The sequence below is a fragment of the Ferrovibrio sp. MS7 genome (assembly GCF_038404985.1).
Classification (GTDB): Bacteria; Pseudomonadota; Alphaproteobacteria; order Ferrovibrionales; family Ferrovibrionaceae; genus Ferrovibrio; species Ferrovibrio plantarum.
In genome coordinates, this window is the sequence record NZ_JBBKBA010000001.1 from 2161914 (window position 1) to 2181760 (window position 19847).

Sequence of the window (19847 nt, forward strand, 5' to 3'; positions counted from 1 at the left end):
TTTGACATTAATGCCTGTGAAACATAGATAATTCGCGTATTGACCGCGTTGACCATATAGTTGATAAGCACAAGGTCACCTAGAATTGAGTTGCGTTGATTTTCTCGTGAACCGGATCGCCACCCCGCAGAATGCGATGACCAAGAAACCCCGCAAAACCTCTCGCAAGGCAATGTCACCGCTGCTGGAAAAGATCCTCTCGGATCGTTCCAACGTGGTTTTCAATGTGCCGAAGAAGGTGAAGAAGATCGGGCGTGACTTCTTCGACAATCCGCGTCTGAACAAAGCGATCATCTTCAAGTATCCGAATTTCGAAACCGATATCGATGAATTCATCGATGGCGGCGGCAGCAAGAAAGAGCGCCCGGTCGAGACCTGCCTGTATTTCCCCTATGACACCAACGTGCCGCAGGATGGCGGCCATGGCGTCTATCTGCGCGAACAGGATTTCTCGGCCAAACTGAAATACTTCATAGGCATCGACCTCGATGTGATCTCGCCGGAGAATGCGCGCGATCTCGAATTGCTGTCGCTGCTGGACGATATCCCGTCGCTCGATCCGTTCCTGATGCGCGTGAAGTTCGATGAGGCGCGGGTTGGCATCGATGCGGAATTCCTCGGGCTGGACAAGGTCGAGGAGCTGAATATCAAGAGCATCGTCACCCGCGATGTCTATCCGATCATCACCAAGGCGTTTCCGCCGGGCTATATCGAGAAGCGCTCGCGCTCGCTTTCCGACTTCATCAATTCGCTGTGGAAGGCACAGTCGGCGGAAGCCGAACTGTTCATCGAGTCGTTCAAGATCGACAAGTCGCTCTCGAACCGCATCCTCACCGCCTGGAAGGGCGTGGCATATTACGAATACAAGTATTCGGAAAATATCCGCCGCTCCACCGAGATCATCAAATGGCTCGCCTCGCCGGATTCCGATCCGTATGACCTGGCGATGGTCGGCCATATGAAAGAGCTCTACAGCATGCACAAGCGCACCACGATCGAGCAGATCCGTGGGCTGACGCGGAGCACGATCAATATCTTCAAGAGCTACCGCGAGTGCCACACGCTGTTCATGGAGCGCAACGATCCGGGGCCGTTCCGCGACTTCCTGAGCAAGGCGAATGAGCGGTTCTGGGCGCTGGGCTTCTGCGTCAACGCGCTCGACCACTGCAACTACATCTTCGAGACCGATGTGATGGACAAGCCGGGCATGAAGCTACGCTCGGACCAGTTCGAGGTGTTCCTGAACAAGCTGAACGCCACCATCGAGGCGAATTCCAACCCCGAGCAGCAACTCAATTAGGGCAGCCGCTCAACTGATTGTTCTGAATTTTGGAACGAACATCACGCCCAGGCCCAGGACCAAATCCTGCCCTGGGCGTTTTGCGTTTCAGCCGGCAATAATTCAGTCGGTCTTTTCGCCGACCTTGTCGACGGCGCGGTTCAGCATTGACAGCATCGCCTTCTCGCTGGCGCCGCCGACACCGGTAACATGCTGCCCCAGCATCACATACATGGCGTCGACATGGATGCGGATGACCTCGAACTGGGCATCGGTGGGCATACCCAGCGCGCCGATGAAATCGTTCAGCGACTTCGCCAGCATGGTGAGCAGAGGATAGCCGAAGGTGCCGCCCATGCCCTTGATGTCGAGCGCCATCTCGGCCACCGAGGGCAGCATCAGCATGCGCGCGATGCTGTCCGGCCCGACTCCGTTGATGGTGGCGCGCATGGTCTTGAGTTTCTCCATCACCTCGATCGCGAAGGCGTCGCCGTTAGCGGAGATGGTGGCTTCCAGTTTTTCGGTGATCTCATCGGTCAAATTGACCGAGAAGCCAGTCTTGTAGTTGACGGCTTTGCGCTTCAGCTCTTGCGGCGGATTAATGAATTGCGGCTTAGCCATGAACACCGTTGCGACAAAAGCGCCACCCAAAACCCGGCAGCTTGCGGTGAATCATAACAAATCGCCCCACAGACGCAATATTACGTCAGCGGATGGGAATTAGAGATTGCTGTAGTGGCCAGTATTAACGGCGGTTTTGCCGTGGCAACCACTCAGAGAGTCTGTTGATGGCTTGGTCTACAACTTCTGGCTCAACGCAGAATGAGAATCTGACAAAATGTGATCCATTTGCGGTGTCAAAGTCGGCGCCGGGCGCGGCCACCACGCCGGTTTCATCCAGCATGCGACGGCAGAAGCCTTCGGCATCGTCCGTGAAGGCGCTGACATCGCAGAACAGGTAGAAGGCGCCATCGGCCGGCGCGATGCGATCCAGCCCGAGACGCGGCAGGGCTTCGAGCAGGCGGGCACGGTTGCGGGCATAGACCGCGACGCGCTCGCTCATCTCGTCATCGGAATCGAGTGCCGCCTCGGCGGCGATCTGCGACAGTGTCGGGGCTGAAATCTGCAGACTGCCGGACAGCGCCTCGACGCGCGGCACCAGGCGCTCGGGCAGCACCAGCCAGCCGATGCGCCAGCCGGTCATGCCCCAGTATTTCGAGAAGCCGTTCACCACGATGGCTTCCGGGCCCTGGCTCAGCACAGTCTCGGCGGCCTCGCCATACGTCACGCCGTGATACAGTTCATCCACGATCAGCCAAAGGCCCCGGCGGCGGCAGGCGGCATAGAGCGCGGCCAGGTCGTCGCGGCGCAGCATGGTGCCGGTGGGATTGGCCGGGCTGGCCAGCACCACGCCGGCGATATCGGCCGGCAGCGCCTCGATCATCGCGGCATTGGGCCGGAAGCCGGAAGCGGCATCGGTGCCAAGGCGGTAAGGCTCCAGGTTCACCGCGCGCAACGCGCCGCGATAGGCCGGGTAGCTCGGCTCCACCACAGCAACGCGCTGGCCGGCCTCGAAGGCGGCGAGGAAGCTGAGCATGAAGCCCGACGACGAACCAACCGTGACGGCGATGCGCTCGGGCGCAATGTCGAGGCCGTAGCGGCGGCCGTAATAGCGCGCGATGGCCTGGCGCAGGCGGCGCAGGCCCAGGGCTTCGGTGTAGGGGATCGGGCCGGCGCGCAAAGCCGCTTCAGCAGCGGCGATGGCGCGGTGCGGCGGCGGGAAATACGGCTCGCCGACCAGCAGGTTCACCACCTCGTCGCCGCGCCGCTTGCGTTCCAGCAGCGCATTATAGATGCGCCACATGCGGTAAATCTCGATTTCGCTGCGCCCGGAAAGCTGCGGCAGTTTCACGTCATCCAGCAAATCCGCATCCATCACTGAAATCTCCGTAAGGCAACCGCACCGGAGGCGAGCGCCACGCCGGTGCCGATCAGGGCAATGCCGCCCCAGGTCACCGGCTCGGGCCATTCGCCGAGCAGCGGGATCGCCAGCAGGGCGGCGAGCGCCGGCACCAGGGCGGCGAAGGCGGCGGCGCGGCCAGGCCCTAAGCTGCGCACCGCATAGCCATAAGTATACATGCTGACCAGGCCGGAAAAGATCGACTGCGCCACCTGGAGCCAGACCTCGAAGGCCGGCACCTGCAGCAGCCTTGGCTCCAGGGCGAGGAAATAGATCGGCAGATAGAGCAGCCAGGAATAGACGTAGATCACTGCCGCGCCATGCCAGGGGCTGAGGCCGCTCTGCCGCACCGCCAGCGTATAGGTCGCCCATAGCGAGCCGCCGAGCAGGAACAGCAGATGGCCGCGCCACAGGCCCGGCTCGCCGGCAAACAGGTGATAGCCACCCAGCGCGATCACGCCGACGAGGATGCAGGCAAAGCCGATCAGGCGGGTGCGGCCCACCATTTCGCGCAACACCAGCCAGGCCAGCAGGGCGGTGAACAGCGGCATGGTGCCGGGCATCATCGCACCGGCATGGGCCGCCGGGGCAAACAGCGTGCCGGCGCTGCTGACGCAGACGAAGGGCAGGCCGGCGCACAGCACCACCAGGCTGACCGAGCCATGGCGGCCGCGCGCGAAGCCGGGGCCGAGCTTGAACAGCACCGGGATCAGCAGCAGCGCCGGGGCGGTGAGGCGCAGGAAGATCACGTCCCAGAGGCTGAGCGCGTGGGTGACGCCGAAGCGGGTGATAGCGAGGCCGGCGGCCCAGAGCAGCATGGTGGTGAGCGCCGCCACCACGCCCAGGACGGGGAGGGCAGCGGCATCAGGCTTGGTCAGGGCGGCGGCTGGGCTGGTCATGGCCGGAAGTGTCGCCGAAAACCGCCCGGCATGTCCTTGCGAATTTCATCCTCCTATCCGGGATTTTTGGCATATCATGCCAATGTAGGCATATTAGGGGATAAAACATGCCAAGTGATGCCCTCGACCGCTTCGATCATGCCATTCTGGCCGCTTTGCAGGCAGATGGCCGCCTGAGCAATGTCGAACTCGCCGAGCGGGTTGGCCTGTCGCCGTCGCCCTGCCTAAGGCGGGTCAAGCGGCTGGAGGCGGAGGGCTATATCGCCGGCTACCGTGCGGTGCTGGACCGCGACAAGACCGGGCTCGGCCTCACTGTGTTCGTCGAGATCAAGGCGGCGCGCCACCGCATCGACGATTCCCAGGCCTTGCAGGCCCATCTCGCCGCGATCCCGGAAGTGGTGGCGGCGCATATGGTATCGGGCGAGGCGGATTTCCTGGTCGAGGTGGTGGTGCCTGACCTCAAGGCCTATGAGCGTGTGCTGAACGAGCGCCTGCTGGTGCTCGACATGGTGAAGGATATCCGCTCCAACTTCGCCATCCGCATCATCAAGACCGCCGCGCCGCTGCCGCTGGCGGCGGCGGCTGCCTAAATGCCGTGAATTCGCCGCAATGCCGCCGTGCTGGCGGCACGATGGCAGCATAAACCTGCTGTCCCAAGGGGGCTGACACAGGCGCCGCTCCCTTCGGAGGCGGACATGACCAGGGTCGGGGGATGGGTATTGGGCGGGCTGCTGCTGGCCTTGGGCGGCTGTGCCGAGGTGAGCTGCATGACGGCCCCGGACCGCAACGCCTGCTATGCCGCCTATGACACCTACGAGGGCTGCAAGACCGCCCATGCGCCACTGATCCGGCGGATTGGCGAACAGCCGGTTACCACCTGCCGCCGCGATCCGATCCAGCATTGCTCGCGCGGCCGTGACGGCAAGCGGCGCTGCTACACCGCCACCTATACCGAAACCTGCGCCACCCGCTGGGAACCCATCTATGACTTCAGCCAGTACAATATCGGCGTCCGCTCCTGCATGGCCCTGGCCGGGCAGGGGGGCTATACCGGGCGTTTCACCGCCTGGGATTAATCGCCGGAAACCAGCTCTGCCCTCGACTCTTGGCCGGGGCCGGCGGTATAGTCCGCCAGCGCCGTAAAGCCGCCATATTCCACAGCTATTTCCCAATGCCACGCGGCGGATCGCGTGGCGGGAAAAGCGTGGCGGGCGGAGCCGGCGCAGACAGCAACGGCCCTTCTCATCACCAGCCTGTCTCATCACCAGTATCAGGCCCCATCAGTATCAGCTTCGCAGGCATCCATGCGCTATTCGGGACTGTTCGTCCTTCTTCTCGTTATCGCCGCCAATATCGCCGGGTGGATTTATCTCAATCCACCGGTCGAGCCGCGTCCCTGGGGTGAGCTGATCAACGGCGTCGACTATTCGCCGTTCCAGGCCGACCAGGGGCCGCAGCAGAAAAAGTATCCGAGCGCCGACGAGATCGACCGCGATCTGCAATTGCTCTCGAGCAAGGTGAAGTATCTGCGCACCTACTCGGCGCTGGATGGCCAGGGCGAGATCGCGCCGATTGCCAGCCGCTATGGCATGGAAGTGCTTCAGGGCATCTGGCTCGATGGCCGGCTGGAGCGCAACGAGGAAGAGATCGCCAACCTCGTGCGCATCGTCAAGCAGAACAAGAATGTGCGTCGCGTGCTGGTCGGCAACGAAACCATGTTGCGGCTCGACATGCCGATTTCCGACCTGATCCAGTATATCCGCCGCGTGCGCACCGAGCTTGCCGGCACTGGCGTCGAAATCTCTACCGCCGAGACCTGGGATATCTGGCTGCGCTATCCGCAGCTTGGCCGCGAGGTCGATTTCATCGCCATCCATCTGCTGCCCTATTGGGAAGGGCAGGCGCCGGACAAGGCGGTGGAATACGCGCTCGGCCGCTATCAGCAGGTGAAGGACGCGCATCCGACCAAGAAGGTGGTGATCACCGAGATCGGCTGGCCATCGGAAGGCCGCACGCGCCGCGAAGCCGTGCCGAGCCCGACTTCGCAGGCCACCTTCCTGCGCCACTTCCTCAATATCGCCAATACCCGTGGCCTCGATTACTTCATCATGGAAGCCTTCGACCAGCCCTGGAAACGCAATATCGAAGGCTCCGTCGGCGCCTATTGGGGCATCTACAACGCCGACCGCACGCCGAAATTCCCGATGATCGGCCCGGTGGAGGATCGCCCGCACTGGCCGCAGCTTGCCGCCGGCTCGATCCTGATCGCGCTGCCGCTGATGGTCTGGTTCCTGGCGCGCTGGAGCGACCTGCGTTTTTCCGGGCGGCTGTTCTTCGGTGCGCTGATCCAGGTGGTTGCCGCCGCCATCGTCTGGGTCGTCGATACCGGATTCCGCACCTACATGAGTCCCGGCGTGGCGCTGATGTGGGCGATGCTGCTGCCGCTCTTGGTGATGCTGTTCATCATGGTGCTGGCGGAAGGCCTCGAAATGTCGGAGGTGATCTGGTCGAACCGGCGCAAGCGCCTGTTCCTGCCGCACAAGGCAGACCTGTCGCGCCAGCATTGGCCGAAAGTGTCGATCCATGTGCCGGCCTATAACGAACCGCCGGAAATGCTGAAGCAGACGCTGGATGCACTGGCGGCGATGGATTACCCGAATTTCGAAGTGCTGGTGATCGACAACAACACCAAGGACGAGGCGGTATGGCGCCCGGTGGAGGCGCATTGCGCCAAGCTGGGGCCGCGTTTCCGCTTCTTCCATGTCTCGCCGCTGAAGGGCTTCAAGGCCGGCGCGCTGAATTTCGCGCTGCGCAACATGGCGCCCGATACCGAGGTGGTGGGCGTGGTCGACGCCGATTACCTGGTGGAGCCGGACTGGCTCAGCGCGCTGGTGCCGCATTTCGACCAGCCGGATGTGGGCTTCGTGCAGGCGCCGCAGGACCACTACGACTGGAAGGAAGATGCGTTCAAGGAATACATCAACTGGGAATATGCCGGCTTCTTCCAGATCGGCATGGTGCAGCGGAATGAACGCGACGCCATCATCCAGCACGGCACCATGACCCTGGTGCGCCGCGCCGCCATCGATCATGTCGGCCCCTGGGCGGAATGGTGCATCTGCGAGGATAGCGAGATGGGCCTGCGGCTGCTGGCCGGCGGCTGGAAGTCGATCTATACCGACCGCCGTTTCGGCTATGGCCTGACGCCGGACAGCTTCGGCGGCTACAAGACCCAGCGTTACCGCTGGGCCTATGGCGCGGTGCAGATCCTCAAGCGCCACTGGCGCGATATGCTGCCGGGCGACACGCGCAAGCTCGATCCGATGCAGCGCTATCATTTCGTCGCCGGCTGGCTGCCCTGGTTCGCCGATGCGCTGGGTCTGGTCTTCGCCATCTCGTCGCTGGCCTGGACCGTCGGCGTGCTGGTGATGCCGAAATATTTCGAACTGCCGCTCGGCCTGTTCCTGCTGCCGGTGGTGGCGGTGTTCATCGCCAAGGTGGCGCAGTTCCTGTGGCTCTATAAGATTCGCGTGCAATGCAGCTTCCGCCAGCGCCTTGGCGCCGGCCTCGCCGGCCTGGCGCTCACCTACACCATCGCCAAGGCGATGCTGGCCGGCCTGTTCACCTCGAAACTGCCCTTCATCCGCACGCCGAAGCATGAGAACCAACCCGCCCTGGTGCAGGCGATGATCATTGCCCGCGAGGAATCGCTGCTCGGTGCGCTGCTCACCGCCGCCGGCATCGCGATGTGGAATTTCCAGGGCGGCCAGGACCCCGAAGCCCGGCTCTGGGGCGTGGTGATGCTGGCGCAGGCTTTGCCTTATTATGCCACGCTGGCGCTGGCGATGATCTCGACCGCCAAGGGTCGCTTCCGCAAGCCCGGCGACGTGGCGAAGAATGCCCCGGTGCCCAGCCTGTTCGCGCTGCCGAAAGCCGGCTCCCCCAACCCCAGCGCCGGTGCCGACTAGGCGCCGCCGCATAACGATCCGAGTAGAGACCGACGATGACCGCGCCGGCCCGCCGCTTCCTGTATCTGCTGTGCTTCCTGGCCCTGGCGGCTTTGCTCAACGCCGCCGCCTGGTGGTATCCGAACCGGCCGCTGCCCTATGGCAACACCGCCGTCGGCCAACCCATCGGGCAGGTGAAAAGCGTGTCCTTCGCGCCGTTCAAGCGCGGCCAGAGTCCGCTCACCAAGGTCTATCCGACACGCGAGGAAATCGCCGAGGACCTCAATGCCGTGCGTGCCGTGGCGCGCGGCGTGCGCACCTACACCTCGCGCGAAGGCCTGGAGGCGGTGCCTGAACTGGCCGGCCGCTACGGCCTCGAGGTGACGCATTCGGCCTGGCTCGGCCAACTGCCGAATGTCAACGAGGAAGAGGTTGAGGCGCTGATCGATCAGGCCAACCGCTATCCCGATACCATCAAGCGCGTCATCGTCGGCAACGAAGTGCTGCTGCGCAAGGACCTCACGGTCGACCAGCTCATCAGCTATATCCGCCGCGTCAAGGCGGCGGTGAAGCAGCCGGTTTCCTATGCCGATGTGTGGGAATTCTGGCTGCGCAATCCGCAACTGCTCGACGAGGTCGATTTCGTCACGGTGCATTTCCTGCCCTATTGGGAGGATGTGCCGATCGCGGTCGATCACTCGATGCCGCATATCCTGGATGTCTACAACATCGTGCAGGCCAAGCTGCCGGGCAAGCCGATCCTGATCGGCGAAGTCGGCTGGCCATCGCTTGGCCGCTCGCGCCGTGAAGCCGTGCCGACGCGCCATGAGGCCGCCAGCTTCATCAGCGATTTCATCCGCCTCGCCGAAGAGAAGAAGCTCGACTACAACCTGGTCGAAGCGTTCGATCAGCCCTGGAAGGTGGCGCTGGAAGGCACCGTCGGCGGCGCCTGGGGCCTGCTCGATGAATTGCGCCATCCGAAATACGACGCCGATGGCCGGTTGTCTGAGCTGCCTAACTGGTCGATCTATGCCGCGCTGGCCAGCCTGATCGGCCTGATTCTGGCGGTGCTGCAGGTCTCGCGCCTGATCAGCCTGCCGCCCTGGCGCATGCTCGGTGCCGTGCTGCTGATCCAGGTCGCCGGTGCCGCACTGGCCGCCTGCGTCGAGCATGGTGTCAGCTACAATTTCAGCACGCTGCGTTTCAGCGAATTCCTCATCATGCTGGGGCTGCAATCGATCTTCGCGCTGCTGCTGTTCTCGGAAGTGCTCGACCGCCTCTCCGGCAAGGAGGCGCCGCGTGCCGCCTTCATCGGCCTGGGCCAGCGGCTGCGCGAACTGAAATCCTTCGCGCCGCTCTATCTGCCGCTCGGCAATCACACCGTCAGCGAAGCCAAGCTGGCGGAATACCGCCGGCTTTATCGCGTGCGGCTCGGCGAGTGGCTGTTCGCTGCCTTCGCGCTCTATGCGCTGTACCAGAATCTGATGCTCGCCATCGCCGGCCGCTATCGCGATTTTCCCATCGATTACGCTTTGCTGCCGATTGCTGGATTCCTGCTGCTGGCGGTTTTCGGTGCCGCCTCGCGCGGCAGCTCTCTGGCCACCGGCTTTGCTTTGCCCGATAAAACGGCAGAATCGCCAATCACCTTGCGCTGCGAAGCGATTCTCGCCTGGCTGCTGCTCTGTTCGGCGGTGATGGTGGTGCTGATCGAGCGCCCGAGCAATCGCGAAGGCCTCGCCTGGGCGCTGATTTCCGCGGCGTATGCGCTGCCGCTGCTGGGCAATCTGCGGCTTCTGGCCCGGGATGGCATTGCCCGGTTGGCAGCGGCGCGCTGACCACTTATAGTTGGGGCGAGGGACAGCCAATAGTTCCCGTCAAGATCCCATAAACGGAGGAACGAACGATGAAGCGGATTCTGTTTAGCATGGCGCTGATCGGCGCGGTTGCGATGGCGGGCAGCGCCGAGGCGCAGTCGCGCAACCTGTCGATCGCCACCGGCGGTACCGGCGGCGTCTATTATCCGATGGGCGGCGGCCTCGCCAATCTGCTCACCAAGTATGTGCCGGGCTGGCAGGCGACTGCCGAAGTCACCGGCGGTTCGGTCGACAATCTGAAGCTGGTTGGCGCCAAGAAGGCGGATATCGGTTTCTCGATGGCCGATGCCTCGCTCGATGCCTCGCGCGGCGAGGACAAGTTCAAGGGCGCCCCGGTGGCACATAAGGCGCTGGCCGTGCTGTATCCGAACATCATGCATGTGGTGTCGGTGGATGGCTCGGGCGTCAACAGCATGGCGGACCTCAAGGGCAAGCGCGTCTCAACCGGCTCGCCGGGTTCGGCCACCGAAGTGATGGCCTTCCGCGTGCTCGAAGCCGCCGGCATCGACAAGGACAAGGACCTCAAGCGCGAGCGCCTGGGTGCGGCCGAGTCCACCAACGCGATGAAGGACAAGAAGATCGACGCCTATTTCTGGGTCGGCGGCCTGCCGACCGCGGCGGTGACCGATCTCGGCGCCACGCCGGGCACCAAGCTGAAGCTGATCGATCATTCCGATCTGGTGGCGAAGATGAACGCCAAGTACGGCCCGCTCTATGCCGCCGGCACCATCCCGGCCGGCACCTATCCGGGCCAGGACAAGCCGAACGCCATTTCCAGCGTGTGGAACATCCTGCTGGCGCATGACTCGATGCCGGACGACGTTGCCTACAACATCGTCAAGACCATCTTCGAGAAGCGCGATGAACTGGCCCAGGTGCATGCCGAGGCCAAGAACATCAAGGCCGAGACCCAGAAGAAGACCAACACGCCGGTGGCCTTCCATCCCGGCGCGCTGAAGTACTTCAACGAAAAGGGCATCAAGACCGAGTAAGCCTGAGCGTCAGCGTTCAGGCCGAACCCTGCTCCAGCGGAGGCTGGAGCAGGGTTTGTTTTAAGTGGGGTGCGTAAACTCTACATAAGATAAGCAGGGATTCAGATAAACGTAGCGTAAGGGGGAGTGGGATGAGCGACGACAGCGGCAAGATCACGCAGGGCCTGGACGCCGACACTCAGCGCAAGGTCGAGGAATATATCGAGCAGGAAGAGGGCGCGGCCAACCGGCTTTCCGGCTGGAGCGGCCATCTGATCACGGCTTTGGCGGTGATCATGACGCTGTTCCATCTCTATGCCGCCTACGACATCGTGCCGACCCAGGAATTGCGCCCGATCCATGTCGGCTTCGTGCTGCTGCTCACCTTCCTGCTGTTTCCCATCGCCGCCCGTTTCCGCGACCGCATCCGTTGGTGGGATGTGCTCACCGCCCTGATCGGCATCGGCACCATCTGGTATCTGCTCCAGGGCGGCGAGGACCTCACCGACCGCGCCACCTTGCCGAACCAGACCGACATGATGGTCGGCGCCGTGTTTATCCTGCTGGTGCTGGAGGCAACGCGCCGCACCACCGGCTGGATCATGCCGGTGGTGGCAATCCTGTTCATCCTGTATGCGCTGTTCGGGCCCTACCTGCCGGCGCCCTGGACTCACAAGGGCTATGATCTCGACCGGCTGGTCGGTCATCTCTACATGACGCTGGAAGGCATCTTCGGCACCGCGGTCGATGTGTCCTCCAGCCTGATCATCCTGTTCACCATCTTCGGTGCCGTGCTGCAATTCTCCGGCGCCGGCAAATTCTTCATCGATTTCTCCTTCTCGGCGCTGGGCGGCAAGACCAACTCGACCGGCCGTGCCATCGTGCTGTCCTCCTTCCTGCTCGGCGGTCCCTCGGGCTCCGGCGTCGCCACCACCGTCACCATCGGTTCGGTGGCCTGGCCGATGCTGAAGCGCGCCGGCTATCTGCCGGCAGCCGCAGGCGGCTTGCTGGCGGCGGGCGGCCTCGGCGCCATCATCTCACCGCCGGTGCTGGGCGCGGCGGCCTTCCTGATCGCCGAGTTCCTCAAGATTTCCTATCTCGACGTCATCCGCATGGCGGCGATCCCGACGCTGCTCTACTACTTCAGCCTGCTGGTGATGGTGGAGCTGGATACCGGCAAATACGCCATCGCCAATGTTGATATGGGCGAGCGCCAGAGCTTGTGGGCGCTGACCAAGCAGTATGGCTATCACTTCACCTCACTGATCTCGATCGTGGTGCTGATGCTGCTCGGCTTCTCGCCGGTGTTGAGCGTGTTCTGGGCCACTATCCTGGCTGTCGCCGTGAGCTATTGCCGCCGCGATACCGCCCTGGTGCCAAAGAAGCTGATCGAGGCGCTGGCATCGGGCTCGGTCGGCGTGCTTGGCACGGCGGCGACCTGCGCTGCCGCCGGCATCATCGTCGGCGTCGTCACGCTCACGGGTCTGGGCTTGAAGTTCAGTTCCATCGCCATCGCCTATGCCGGCGGCAGCCTGGTGCTGACAGCGGTCTACACCGCGCTGATCGTGTGGATCGTCGGCCTCGCCGTGCCAGTCACGGCGTCCTACATCATCTGCGCGGTGATCGCGGCGCCGGCGCTGATCCAGCTTGGCGTGAAGGATTACGCCGCGCATATGTTCATCTTCTATTACGCGGTGCTCTCCGAAGTGTCGCCGCCGACTGCCCTGTCGCCCTTCGCGGCGGCAGCGATCACTGGCGCCAGCCCCTACACCACGACGCTGCAAAGCTGGAAATACACCATGCCGGCCTTCCTGGTGCCGTTCGTGTTCGTGCTCGATCCGCTCGGCATCGGTCTGCTGCTGGAAATGCCCAAGGATGGCTCCTGGCTGCAGATCGTCTGGGTCAGCTTCTCCACCTGCGTCGGCATCTTCGCCTATGGCATCGCCACGCAAGGCTTCTTCATGAAGCGCACCGGCCTGGCGCTGCAGCTTGCCTTCATCCTGGCCGGCACGATGCTGCTGTTCCCCTCGATCATGGATGCCCTGTTCGGCTTCATCGAGGTGCAGCATATCGAGCCGATCAAGATCGCCGGCATCCTGCTCACCGCCGTGCTGTGCGGCGTGCAATGGCTGGGAAGAAGTAAGCCGGCGGCGGCTTAAGCGCGCGACCTGGGGACGACGAGGCGATGCGGGAATTGCGTTTCTCCACTGATGGCCTGCCGGCGTCGCAACGCGCCGAGGCCTGGAGAACCGTACTGTCCGGTATCTGGGGCGAGGTGGAGATCGAGCCGACCGGGCGCGAGCCGCTCGCCGGCTCGATCCATAGCCGTGCCATGGGCGGGCTGGTGTTCAATACCGTGTCCTACCGTGGCCAGAACCTGATCCGCACCAAGCGCAATCTTGCCGCCATGGCGGATCAGTTCTATGCACTCAGCCGGCCGCTGTATGGTCCCTGGGGCATCAGCACGGCGCGGGGCGAGGTTCTGCTGGCGCCGGGGCAACTCTATCTGTTGTCCAATGCCATTCCTTATCGCTCGCATGACCGGAGCGGTTTCGACACCGCGAATGTGATGATCCCGCTGGGGCGTCTGCGCCAGCGCCTGCCACGGCTGGCGCCTACCTACCAGTTCGCGCTGGGCGGGCCGGGTTGCCGCGCCAATCTGGTTGCCGACTTCGCGGCGCAGGTATCGGCAACATTGGCGGGCTGCACCGAAGCCGAAGCGGATTTCCTCACCGAGCGGCTGATAGACCTTGTCGCCTTCCTGCTGGCGCGACCGGAAGATGACATGGAGGCTGATGACGGTAGCGTGCGTGCCGCCCATAGCGCCCGCATCCGTCGCCATATCCGCCAGAACCTGGCTGGCGACCTCTCGCCTGCGGCGGTGGCTGCCGGGGTGGGGATTTCTGTGCGCTACCTGCATCAGGTGCTGCGCGCCACGGGCCAGAGCCTTGGCGAGCATGTGCTGGAAGCCCGGCTTGAGCATTGCCGCCGTACCCTGCTGGATCCGCGGCAGTCCGGCCGTAGCCTCACGGATATCGCTTTTGCCGCCGGCTTCAACCACCCGACCCATTTCAGCCGCGCTTTTCGCCGCCGTTTCGGCGAAACCCCCAGCGCGTTGCGCCGGGCCGGAATGCGCTCTGGTGCATGACGCGGTGCGCGCTGGGTTGAGCCCGGCCTGAGCGTTTCGGCGAAGATCCCGGCAACCAGAACCCGCCGGGAGGAAATCATGCTGAAATGCCGCCTTACCGCTGCCGCGCTCGTTAGCTTGCCGGCCATGTTCGCTGCCTCGCCGGCTTTGGCGCAATATTCCGACAATGCCATTGTCATTGGTGTGCTGACCGACCAGGGCAGCGTCTATTCCGATGCTAGCGGCACGGGTTCGATCATCGCCGCCCGCATGGCGGTGGAGGAATTCGGCGGCAAGGTCAACGGCGTGCCGGTCGAACTGGTTTCCGCCGACCATCAGAACAAGCCCGATGTCGGCTCCGCCATCGCGCGCCAGTGGTTCGACAAGGATCGCGTCGATGTCATCGCCGACCTGCCCACCTCCTCGGTGGCGCTGGCGGTGCAGGAACTGGCCAAGCAGAAGGGCAAGGTCAGTCTGGTCTCCGGCGCCGCCACCACGGCGCTGACCGGCAAGGCCTGCTCGCCCACCGGCTTCATGTGGACCTACGACACCTATGCCTTCTCGGTCGGCACCGCCAAGGCGGTGTTCCAGGAGGGCGGCAAGAGCTGGTATTTCATCACGGCTGACTATGCCTTCGGCCATGCCATGCAGGCCGATGTGGCCCGCCTGCTCGATAGTGTCGGCGGCAAGATCGTCGGCGAGGCGAAGCATCCGCTGAACAGCGCCGATTTCTCTTCCTTCCTGCTGCAGGCGCAAAGCTCCAAGGCGGATGTGATCGGTCTGGCCAATGCCGGCGGCGATACCAGCAATGCCCTGAAGCAGGCCGCAGAATTCGATATCGGACGCGGCAAGCAGCGGCTGGTGCCGATGGTGGTGTTCATCAACGATGTGCATTCCATGGGCCTGCGGGTGGCCCAGGGCCTGAATTTCACCACCTCCTTCTATTGGGACCGCACGCCCGCCAGCCGGGCCTGGTCGGCGGAATTCGAGAAGCGCACCGGCAAGAAGCCGAGCGGGCCGCAGGCGGGCACGTATTCGTCGGTGCGGCATTATCTCAAGGCCATCGAGCAGGCCGGCACCGATGATGGCGCCAAGGTGGCGGCGGCGATGCGCACCATGCCGGTGAACGACATGTTCGCCGAGGGTGGCAAGATTCTCCGTAATGGTCGCATGGTGCATGACATGTATCTGGTGCAGGTGAAAACGCCGCAGGAATCCAAGGGGCCGTGGGATTACTACAAGATCCTGCGCACCCTGCCGGGTGAGCAGGCCTTCATGAGCGAAAAGGAAAGCGGCTGTCCGCTGATCGGTGGCTGAGCGAATTGGTCGGGTGTGGCGATGAAAATTGAACCATCCCTGTCGGCATTCATCGCCGCGCTCGACCAAGCCTTTCCTGAGCCGCCCGAAAGCCTGCCGGTGGTTGAATACCGCCGCCGCATCGCGGCATTGGCCGGGCCACCCGCGCCGTTGCCCGAGGCGCTGCTGGTGAGCGACCATGATGCCGATGGCGTTGCCGTGCGCTGCTATCATCCGAAAACGGTGCGTGGACCGCTGCCGGCCCTGCTTTACTTCCATGGCGGCGGCTGGGTGATGGGCAGCATCGCCAGCCATGAAGCGATCACCGCCGCATTGGCATTGCAGGCCGGCATTACTGTGTTCAGCGTCGAATACCGACTGGCCCCGGAGCATCCTTTCCCTGCCGGCTTCATCGACGGCGTCAGCGCGCTGCGCTGGCTGCACCGCAAGGCGACGGCACTGGGGATTGACGCGGCGCGGCTGGCCATTGGCGGCGACAGCGCCGGCGCGAATATCGCCGCGGCCATAGCGCAGCAACAACGGACCGTGCCTCTGGCCGCGCAATGCCTGATCTACCCGGCGCTGGACGATTATTTCGATACGGTTTCCTATCACCAGAATGCCGGCGGGCCGTTTCTCAGCCGCGCCCTGGCGCGCAGTTTCTGGATGCATTACACGGCGGGAGAGGGGTCACGCGGCCGGCCGGAAGTGGCGCCCCTGCGCCATGAGGAACTGCAAGGGCTGCCACCCACGGTCATTCTGGTGGCAGAGCATGATCCGCTGCGCGATGAGGGCCGCGCCTATGCCGCCAAGCTGGCCAACGCCGGCGTCGCTGTCGATTTTCATTCTGCCGAGGGCATGATCCACGGCTTTCTGCGCGCGGCTGCCATGTCGCCGGCCGCTGCCCGACACCTTGCCTGGCTGGCAAGCCGGCTTGTGGAACGGCTCAAGCCATCGGGGTGAGGCCTAAGCCATCTGCGTAAGGATCGGCAGGCGGGTCAGGCGTGGCCCGCCGGCACGCTGGATGGCGTTGGCTAAAGCCGGCGCCAGCGGCGGCACGCCAGGCTCGCCGGCACCGCCGGGGGGCGCGCCGCTGGCGATGAAATGCACCGCAATCGGCGGCGTGTCGGCCAGGCGCGGCATCTGGTAGCTGTCGAAATTCTCTTCCACTACGCCGCCGTTCTTCAGGGTCACTTCGCCATGCAGCGCGGCGGCCAGCGCGAACACCACGGCGCCGGAGAATTGCGCCTCGGCGATATTCGGGTTCAGCACGCGGCCGATATCGGCGGCCACGGTGATGCGGCTGAGGCGCGGCTTACCCTTATCGAGTTCCAGTTCCACGACTTGCGCGACGATGGCGCCGAAGGAGGTGTGCAACGCCAGGCCACGGCCCTGGCCGGGCAGCAAAGGCGCATCCCAGCCAGCCTTGGCGGCGACGAGTTCAAGAACAGCCTGATGGCGCGGCGCATTGGCCAGCAGCTTCATGCGGTAGGCCAGCGGATCGATGCCGGCCTGCAACGCCGCCTGGTCGATCATGGTTTCCTTCACAAAGGCGGTATGCGAATGGCCGACCGAGCGCCAGAAGCCCACCGGCACCGGGGTTTCCACCGGCAGCCAGTCCAATCGCAGATCGGGTATCGCATAGGCCGCTTCATGGGCGCCCTCGAAGGCGGTTTCGTCCGGCCCGAGGAAGCGTGAAGGCGGAAACACCCGGCGCATGATCGAGGGGCAGGCGATGGTCTGTTTCCAGGCGGCGATATTGCCCTGTGCATCCAGGCCGACGCGCAGGCGATGCAGGCTGGCCGGGCGGTAGAAATCGTTGCGCATATCCTCTTCGCGCGGCCACAGCACCTGGATCGGCAGGCCGGGTACCGCCTTGGCGACGCGCGCCGCCACCGCCACGAAATCGCCTTCCGCGCGGCGCCCGAAACCGCCACCAAGGAAGGTGGTATGCACCCGCACCTTGTCGGCATCAATGCCGGTGCCATCGGCGGCGGCCTTGCGTGCGAGGTCCTGGCCCTGGGTCGGCGCCCAGACATCGACAAAGCCATCGCGGCCGAGCCGTACCGTGGCATTCATCGGCTCGAGCGCAGCATGGGCCAGCAGCGGCAGGCGGTATTCGGCATCAAGTGTTGTCGCGGCGGAAGCCAGTGCCTTGTCGGCATCGCCATGGCTCACCGCCTTGTCCGGCTTGCCGGTGACGAAGCTTTGCTCATACATGCGCCATAGCGTGGCGCTATCCAGCAGGTCCTGCGCGCCCGGGCCCCATTGAGCGTTTACGGCGTCGCGCGCGCTCAGCGCCCGCCAGGTGCTGTCGGCGACCACAGCGAAGCCATTGTCCAGCGCCACCACGGCCTTCACGCCGGGCAGCGCCAATGCCTTGGTGCCATCCAGGCTTTTCAGCTTGGCGCCCAGTTGCGGCGCGAAGCGCACCACGGCGAAAAGCTGCCCCGGTTCGCGCACATCGATGCCGAAGCGCGCTGAGCCGTCAATCTTGGCCGGCGTATCGAGGCGCTGCTGCGGGCTGCCGAGCAGGGTCCATTGCTCAGGGTCTTTCAGCACCACATTGGCGGGCGCGGGCAGTGATGCTGCGGCTTCCGCCAGTTCGCCATAGCCGAGGCTGCGGCCTGAAGCCGGATGCAGCACACGGCCGGCCTCGGCGCGGCATTCCTGCACGGCCACGCCCCAGGCCGAGGCTGCGGCCTGAACCAGTTGCAGCCGTGCCACGGCGCCGGCGCGGCGCAAGGGCTGGAACAGCCAGCGCACCGAACTGGAGCCGCCGGTGATCTGCTGCCCGGCGACACGGCCCATGCGTTCCAGCAGCCAGTCGGCGGCGGGCCCAAGTTTCTCCGGTGTGCCGCCGGCCAGCATCGCCTTCACCAGATAGGTGTTGCGGTAGATCGCATCCGCCGGCGCATTGCGCACGTCGATGCGCTCCAGCGGCATTTCCAGTTCCTCAGCCACCAGGGTCGGCAGCATTGTATGCACGCCCTGGCCCATTTCCGACTGGCACAGCAGCACGGTGGCGCGGTCGTCGGCGCCGATATGCAGCCAGATGCCAAGCTGGAAGCTCTGCACGCTGCGCACGCGTTGCTGTCCCTGGGCTTGAGCCTCGAAGGGAAGCGGCATGCCCACCAGCAGGCCGGTCGCCGCGATGCCTTTCAGCAGGTCGCGGCGGCTTACTGACCGAGTTTCATCGTGGAGGGAAGCCATAGCGCCACTTCCGGAAACAGCATGATCAGGGCAATACCCAACCCGAGCATCAGCATATAGGGGATGGCGGCCTTGTCCACCTCGACCAGCGGCGCGCCGGTGATGGAACGGATGACAATCAGGTTCATGCCAACCGGCGGCGAGATCAGCGCCAGTTCCAGGTTGATGGTGAGCAGCACGCCATACCACACCTTGTCGATGCCGAGCGCCGCCATCACCGGCAGGATCACCGGCGTGGTGATCAGGATGATCGAGAAGCTTTCCAGGATCAGGCCCAGGATGAAGATAACCACCATCAGAATGGCGAGGAACTGGTACTTGGTCAGGTTATTCTCGACCACTATGGCAACGAGTTGATCCGGGATATGCAGCTTGGTCAGCATATGGCCGAACAGGCCGGCGGAGACGATGATCAGGAACAGCACCGCCGAGGTGCGCGCCGCTTCCTGGCCGCCCTGCCAGAGATCCTTGAGGCCGAATTTGCGGTAGATGAAGGTGGCGATGAACAAGGCCCAGAGCGCGCCGGTGGCGGCGGCCTCGGTGGCGGTGAAGATGCCGAGATACATGCCGCCGAGCACGAAGGGCGGCAGCGTGAAGGCCCAGAAGGAACGTTTCAGCGCGGCGCCCATCTCGGCCGGCGAGGCGCGGGCCGGGCGGATATAGCCGCCGGCATTGATGCGCTTCTGCTCCATGCGGCCTTCGGTGAACCAGCAATAGGCGGCGAAGATCACCGCCATCAGGATGCCGGGGAACACGCCGGCCATGAACAGCGCGCCGACCGAGGTATCGGAGGCGACGCCGTAAAGCACCATCGGCGCGGAAGGCGGAATCAGGATGCCAAGGGTGCCGCCGCCGGCCACCACGCCATAGGCGCCGCGCGGCGTGTAGCCGTATTTCAGCATCTGCGGAATGGCGACGGCGCCGATGGTCAGCGCGGTGGCCACCGAGGAGCCGGAAATCGCGGCAAAGACCGCGCAGGCGAAAACGGTGGCGATGCCGAGGCCGCCGGGGATATGGCGCATGAAGGTGTAGGCGGCGCCGTAGAGGTCATCCACCACTTTGCCGCGCACCATGAAATGCGACATCAGCATGAATAGCGGGATCGCCACCAGCAGGTAGCCATCCAGTTGCCCGATGATGAATTCGCCCAGCGTCGGGATGCTGCCCTCGACGTAGAACAGCACGGCGGCAGAGAACAGGAACATGCCGGCGAACATCGGCAGGCCGGTATAGAGCAGGGCGATCAGCAGCGTGAGGATGATGATGAAGGACATGGCGCTG

15 protein-coding genes are annotated in these 19847 nt (G+C 64.0%); 10 read left to right on the forward strand and 5 right to left on the reverse strand.

What is annotated here, in order from left to right; all coding sequences use genetic code 11:
* Positions 1-136 precede the first annotated feature (136 nt).
* The gene (locus tag V6B08_RS10330) at positions 137-1300 is read left to right on the forward strand and encodes a hypothetical protein (RefSeq protein WP_341980354.1); all 1164 of its coding nucleotides are present in this window, start codon (positions 137-139) and stop codon (positions 1298-1300) included.
* A 102-nt stretch (positions 1301-1402) separates the two neighbouring features.
* Here the strand turns inward: V6B08_RS10330 and V6B08_RS10335 are convergent, their stop codons facing one another.
* The 3 genes from V6B08_RS10335 to V6B08_RS10345 form a co-directional block, all read right to left on the reverse strand.
* The gene (locus tag V6B08_RS10335) at positions 1403-1900 is read right to left on the reverse strand and encodes a hypothetical protein (RefSeq protein ID WP_341980355.1); all 498 of its coding nucleotides are present in this window, start codon (positions 1898-1900) and stop codon (positions 1403-1405) included.
* Between the two features lie 124 nt (positions 1901-2024).
* Positions 2025-3215, reverse strand: a complete 1191-nt coding sequence (locus V6B08_RS10340; protein WP_341980356.1) for a pyridoxal phosphate-dependent aminotransferase — start codon at positions 3213-3215, stop codon at positions 2025-2027.
* Positions 3215-4138, reverse strand: coding sequence for a DMT family transporter (locus V6B08_RS10345; protein WP_341980357.1), 924 nt, complete (start codon positions 4136-4138; stop codon positions 3215-3217). The genes V6B08_RS10340 and V6B08_RS10345 overlap by 1 nt, the downstream gene beginning before the upstream one ends.
* A 107-nt stretch (positions 4139-4245) precedes the next feature.
* Between V6B08_RS10345 and V6B08_RS10350 the strand changes: the two genes are divergently transcribed.
* From V6B08_RS10350 to V6B08_RS10390, 9 genes are all read left to right on the forward strand, one after another.
* Positions 4246-4728: an Lrp/AsnC family transcriptional regulator gene (locus V6B08_RS10350; RefSeq protein ID WP_341980358.1), complete on the forward strand. Its 483-nt coding sequence runs from the start codon at positions 4246-4248 to the stop codon at positions 4726-4728.
* 105 nt (positions 4729-4833) lie between these two features.
* Complete coding sequence (locus V6B08_RS10355; RefSeq protein WP_341980359.1) at positions 4834-5214, forward strand: hypothetical protein; 381 nt, start codon at positions 4834-4836, stop codon at positions 5212-5214.
* A 228-nt stretch (positions 5215-5442) separates the two neighbouring features.
* Positions 5443-8106: a glycosyltransferase gene (locus tag V6B08_RS10360; protein WP_341980360.1), complete on the forward strand. Its 2664-nt coding sequence runs from the start codon at positions 5443-5445 to the stop codon at positions 8104-8106.
* Between the two features lie 35 nt (positions 8107-8141).
* Positions 8142-9920, forward strand: a complete 1779-nt coding sequence (locus V6B08_RS10365) for a glycoside hydrolase family 17 protein (RefSeq protein WP_341980362.1) — start codon at positions 8142-8144, stop codon at positions 9918-9920.
* A 68-nt stretch (positions 9921-9988) separates the two neighbouring features.
* Complete coding sequence (locus V6B08_RS10370; RefSeq protein WP_341980364.1) at positions 9989-10951, forward strand: TAXI family TRAP transporter solute-binding subunit; 963 nt, start codon at positions 9989-9991, stop codon at positions 10949-10951.
* A 131-nt stretch (positions 10952-11082) separates the two neighbouring features.
* A complete protein-coding gene (locus tag V6B08_RS10375; RefSeq protein ID WP_341980367.1) occupies positions 11083-13089 on the forward strand; it encodes a TRAP transporter permease in 2007 nt (668 codons plus the stop codon).
* A gap of 26 nt (positions 13090-13115) precedes the next feature.
* Entirely contained in the window at positions 13116-14078 is a 963-nt protein-coding gene (locus V6B08_RS10380) for a helix-turn-helix domain-containing protein (RefSeq protein WP_341980369.1), read from the forward strand.
* A gap of 78 nt (positions 14079-14156) precedes the next feature.
* The gene (locus V6B08_RS10385; RefSeq protein WP_341980371.1) at positions 14157-15374 is read left to right on the forward strand and encodes an ABC transporter substrate-binding protein; all 1218 of its coding nucleotides are present in this window, start codon (positions 14157-14159) and stop codon (positions 15372-15374) included.
* 21 nt (positions 15375-15395) lie between these two features.
* The gene (locus V6B08_RS10390) at positions 15396-16316 is read left to right on the forward strand and encodes an alpha/beta hydrolase (protein ID WP_341980372.1); all 921 of its coding nucleotides are present in this window, start codon (positions 15396-15398) and stop codon (positions 16314-16316) included.
* A 3-nt stretch (positions 16317-16319) separates the two neighbouring features.
* On the opposite strand, the gene V6B08_RS10395 is transcribed toward V6B08_RS10390, so the two are convergent.
* Both V6B08_RS10395 and V6B08_RS10400 read right to left on the reverse strand, forming a co-directional pair.
* On the reverse strand, positions 16320-18566 hold the full coding sequence (locus V6B08_RS10395) for a xanthine dehydrogenase family protein molybdopterin-binding subunit (protein WP_341980374.1): 2247 nt from the start codon (positions 18564-18566) through the stop codon (positions 16320-16322).
* Complete coding sequence (locus V6B08_RS10400; RefSeq protein ID WP_341980376.1) at positions 18533-19840, reverse strand: TRAP transporter large permease; 1308 nt, start codon at positions 19838-19840, stop codon at positions 18533-18535. The genes V6B08_RS10395 and V6B08_RS10400 overlap by 34 nt, the downstream gene beginning before the upstream one ends.
* Positions 19841-19847: the final 7 nt, after the last annotated feature.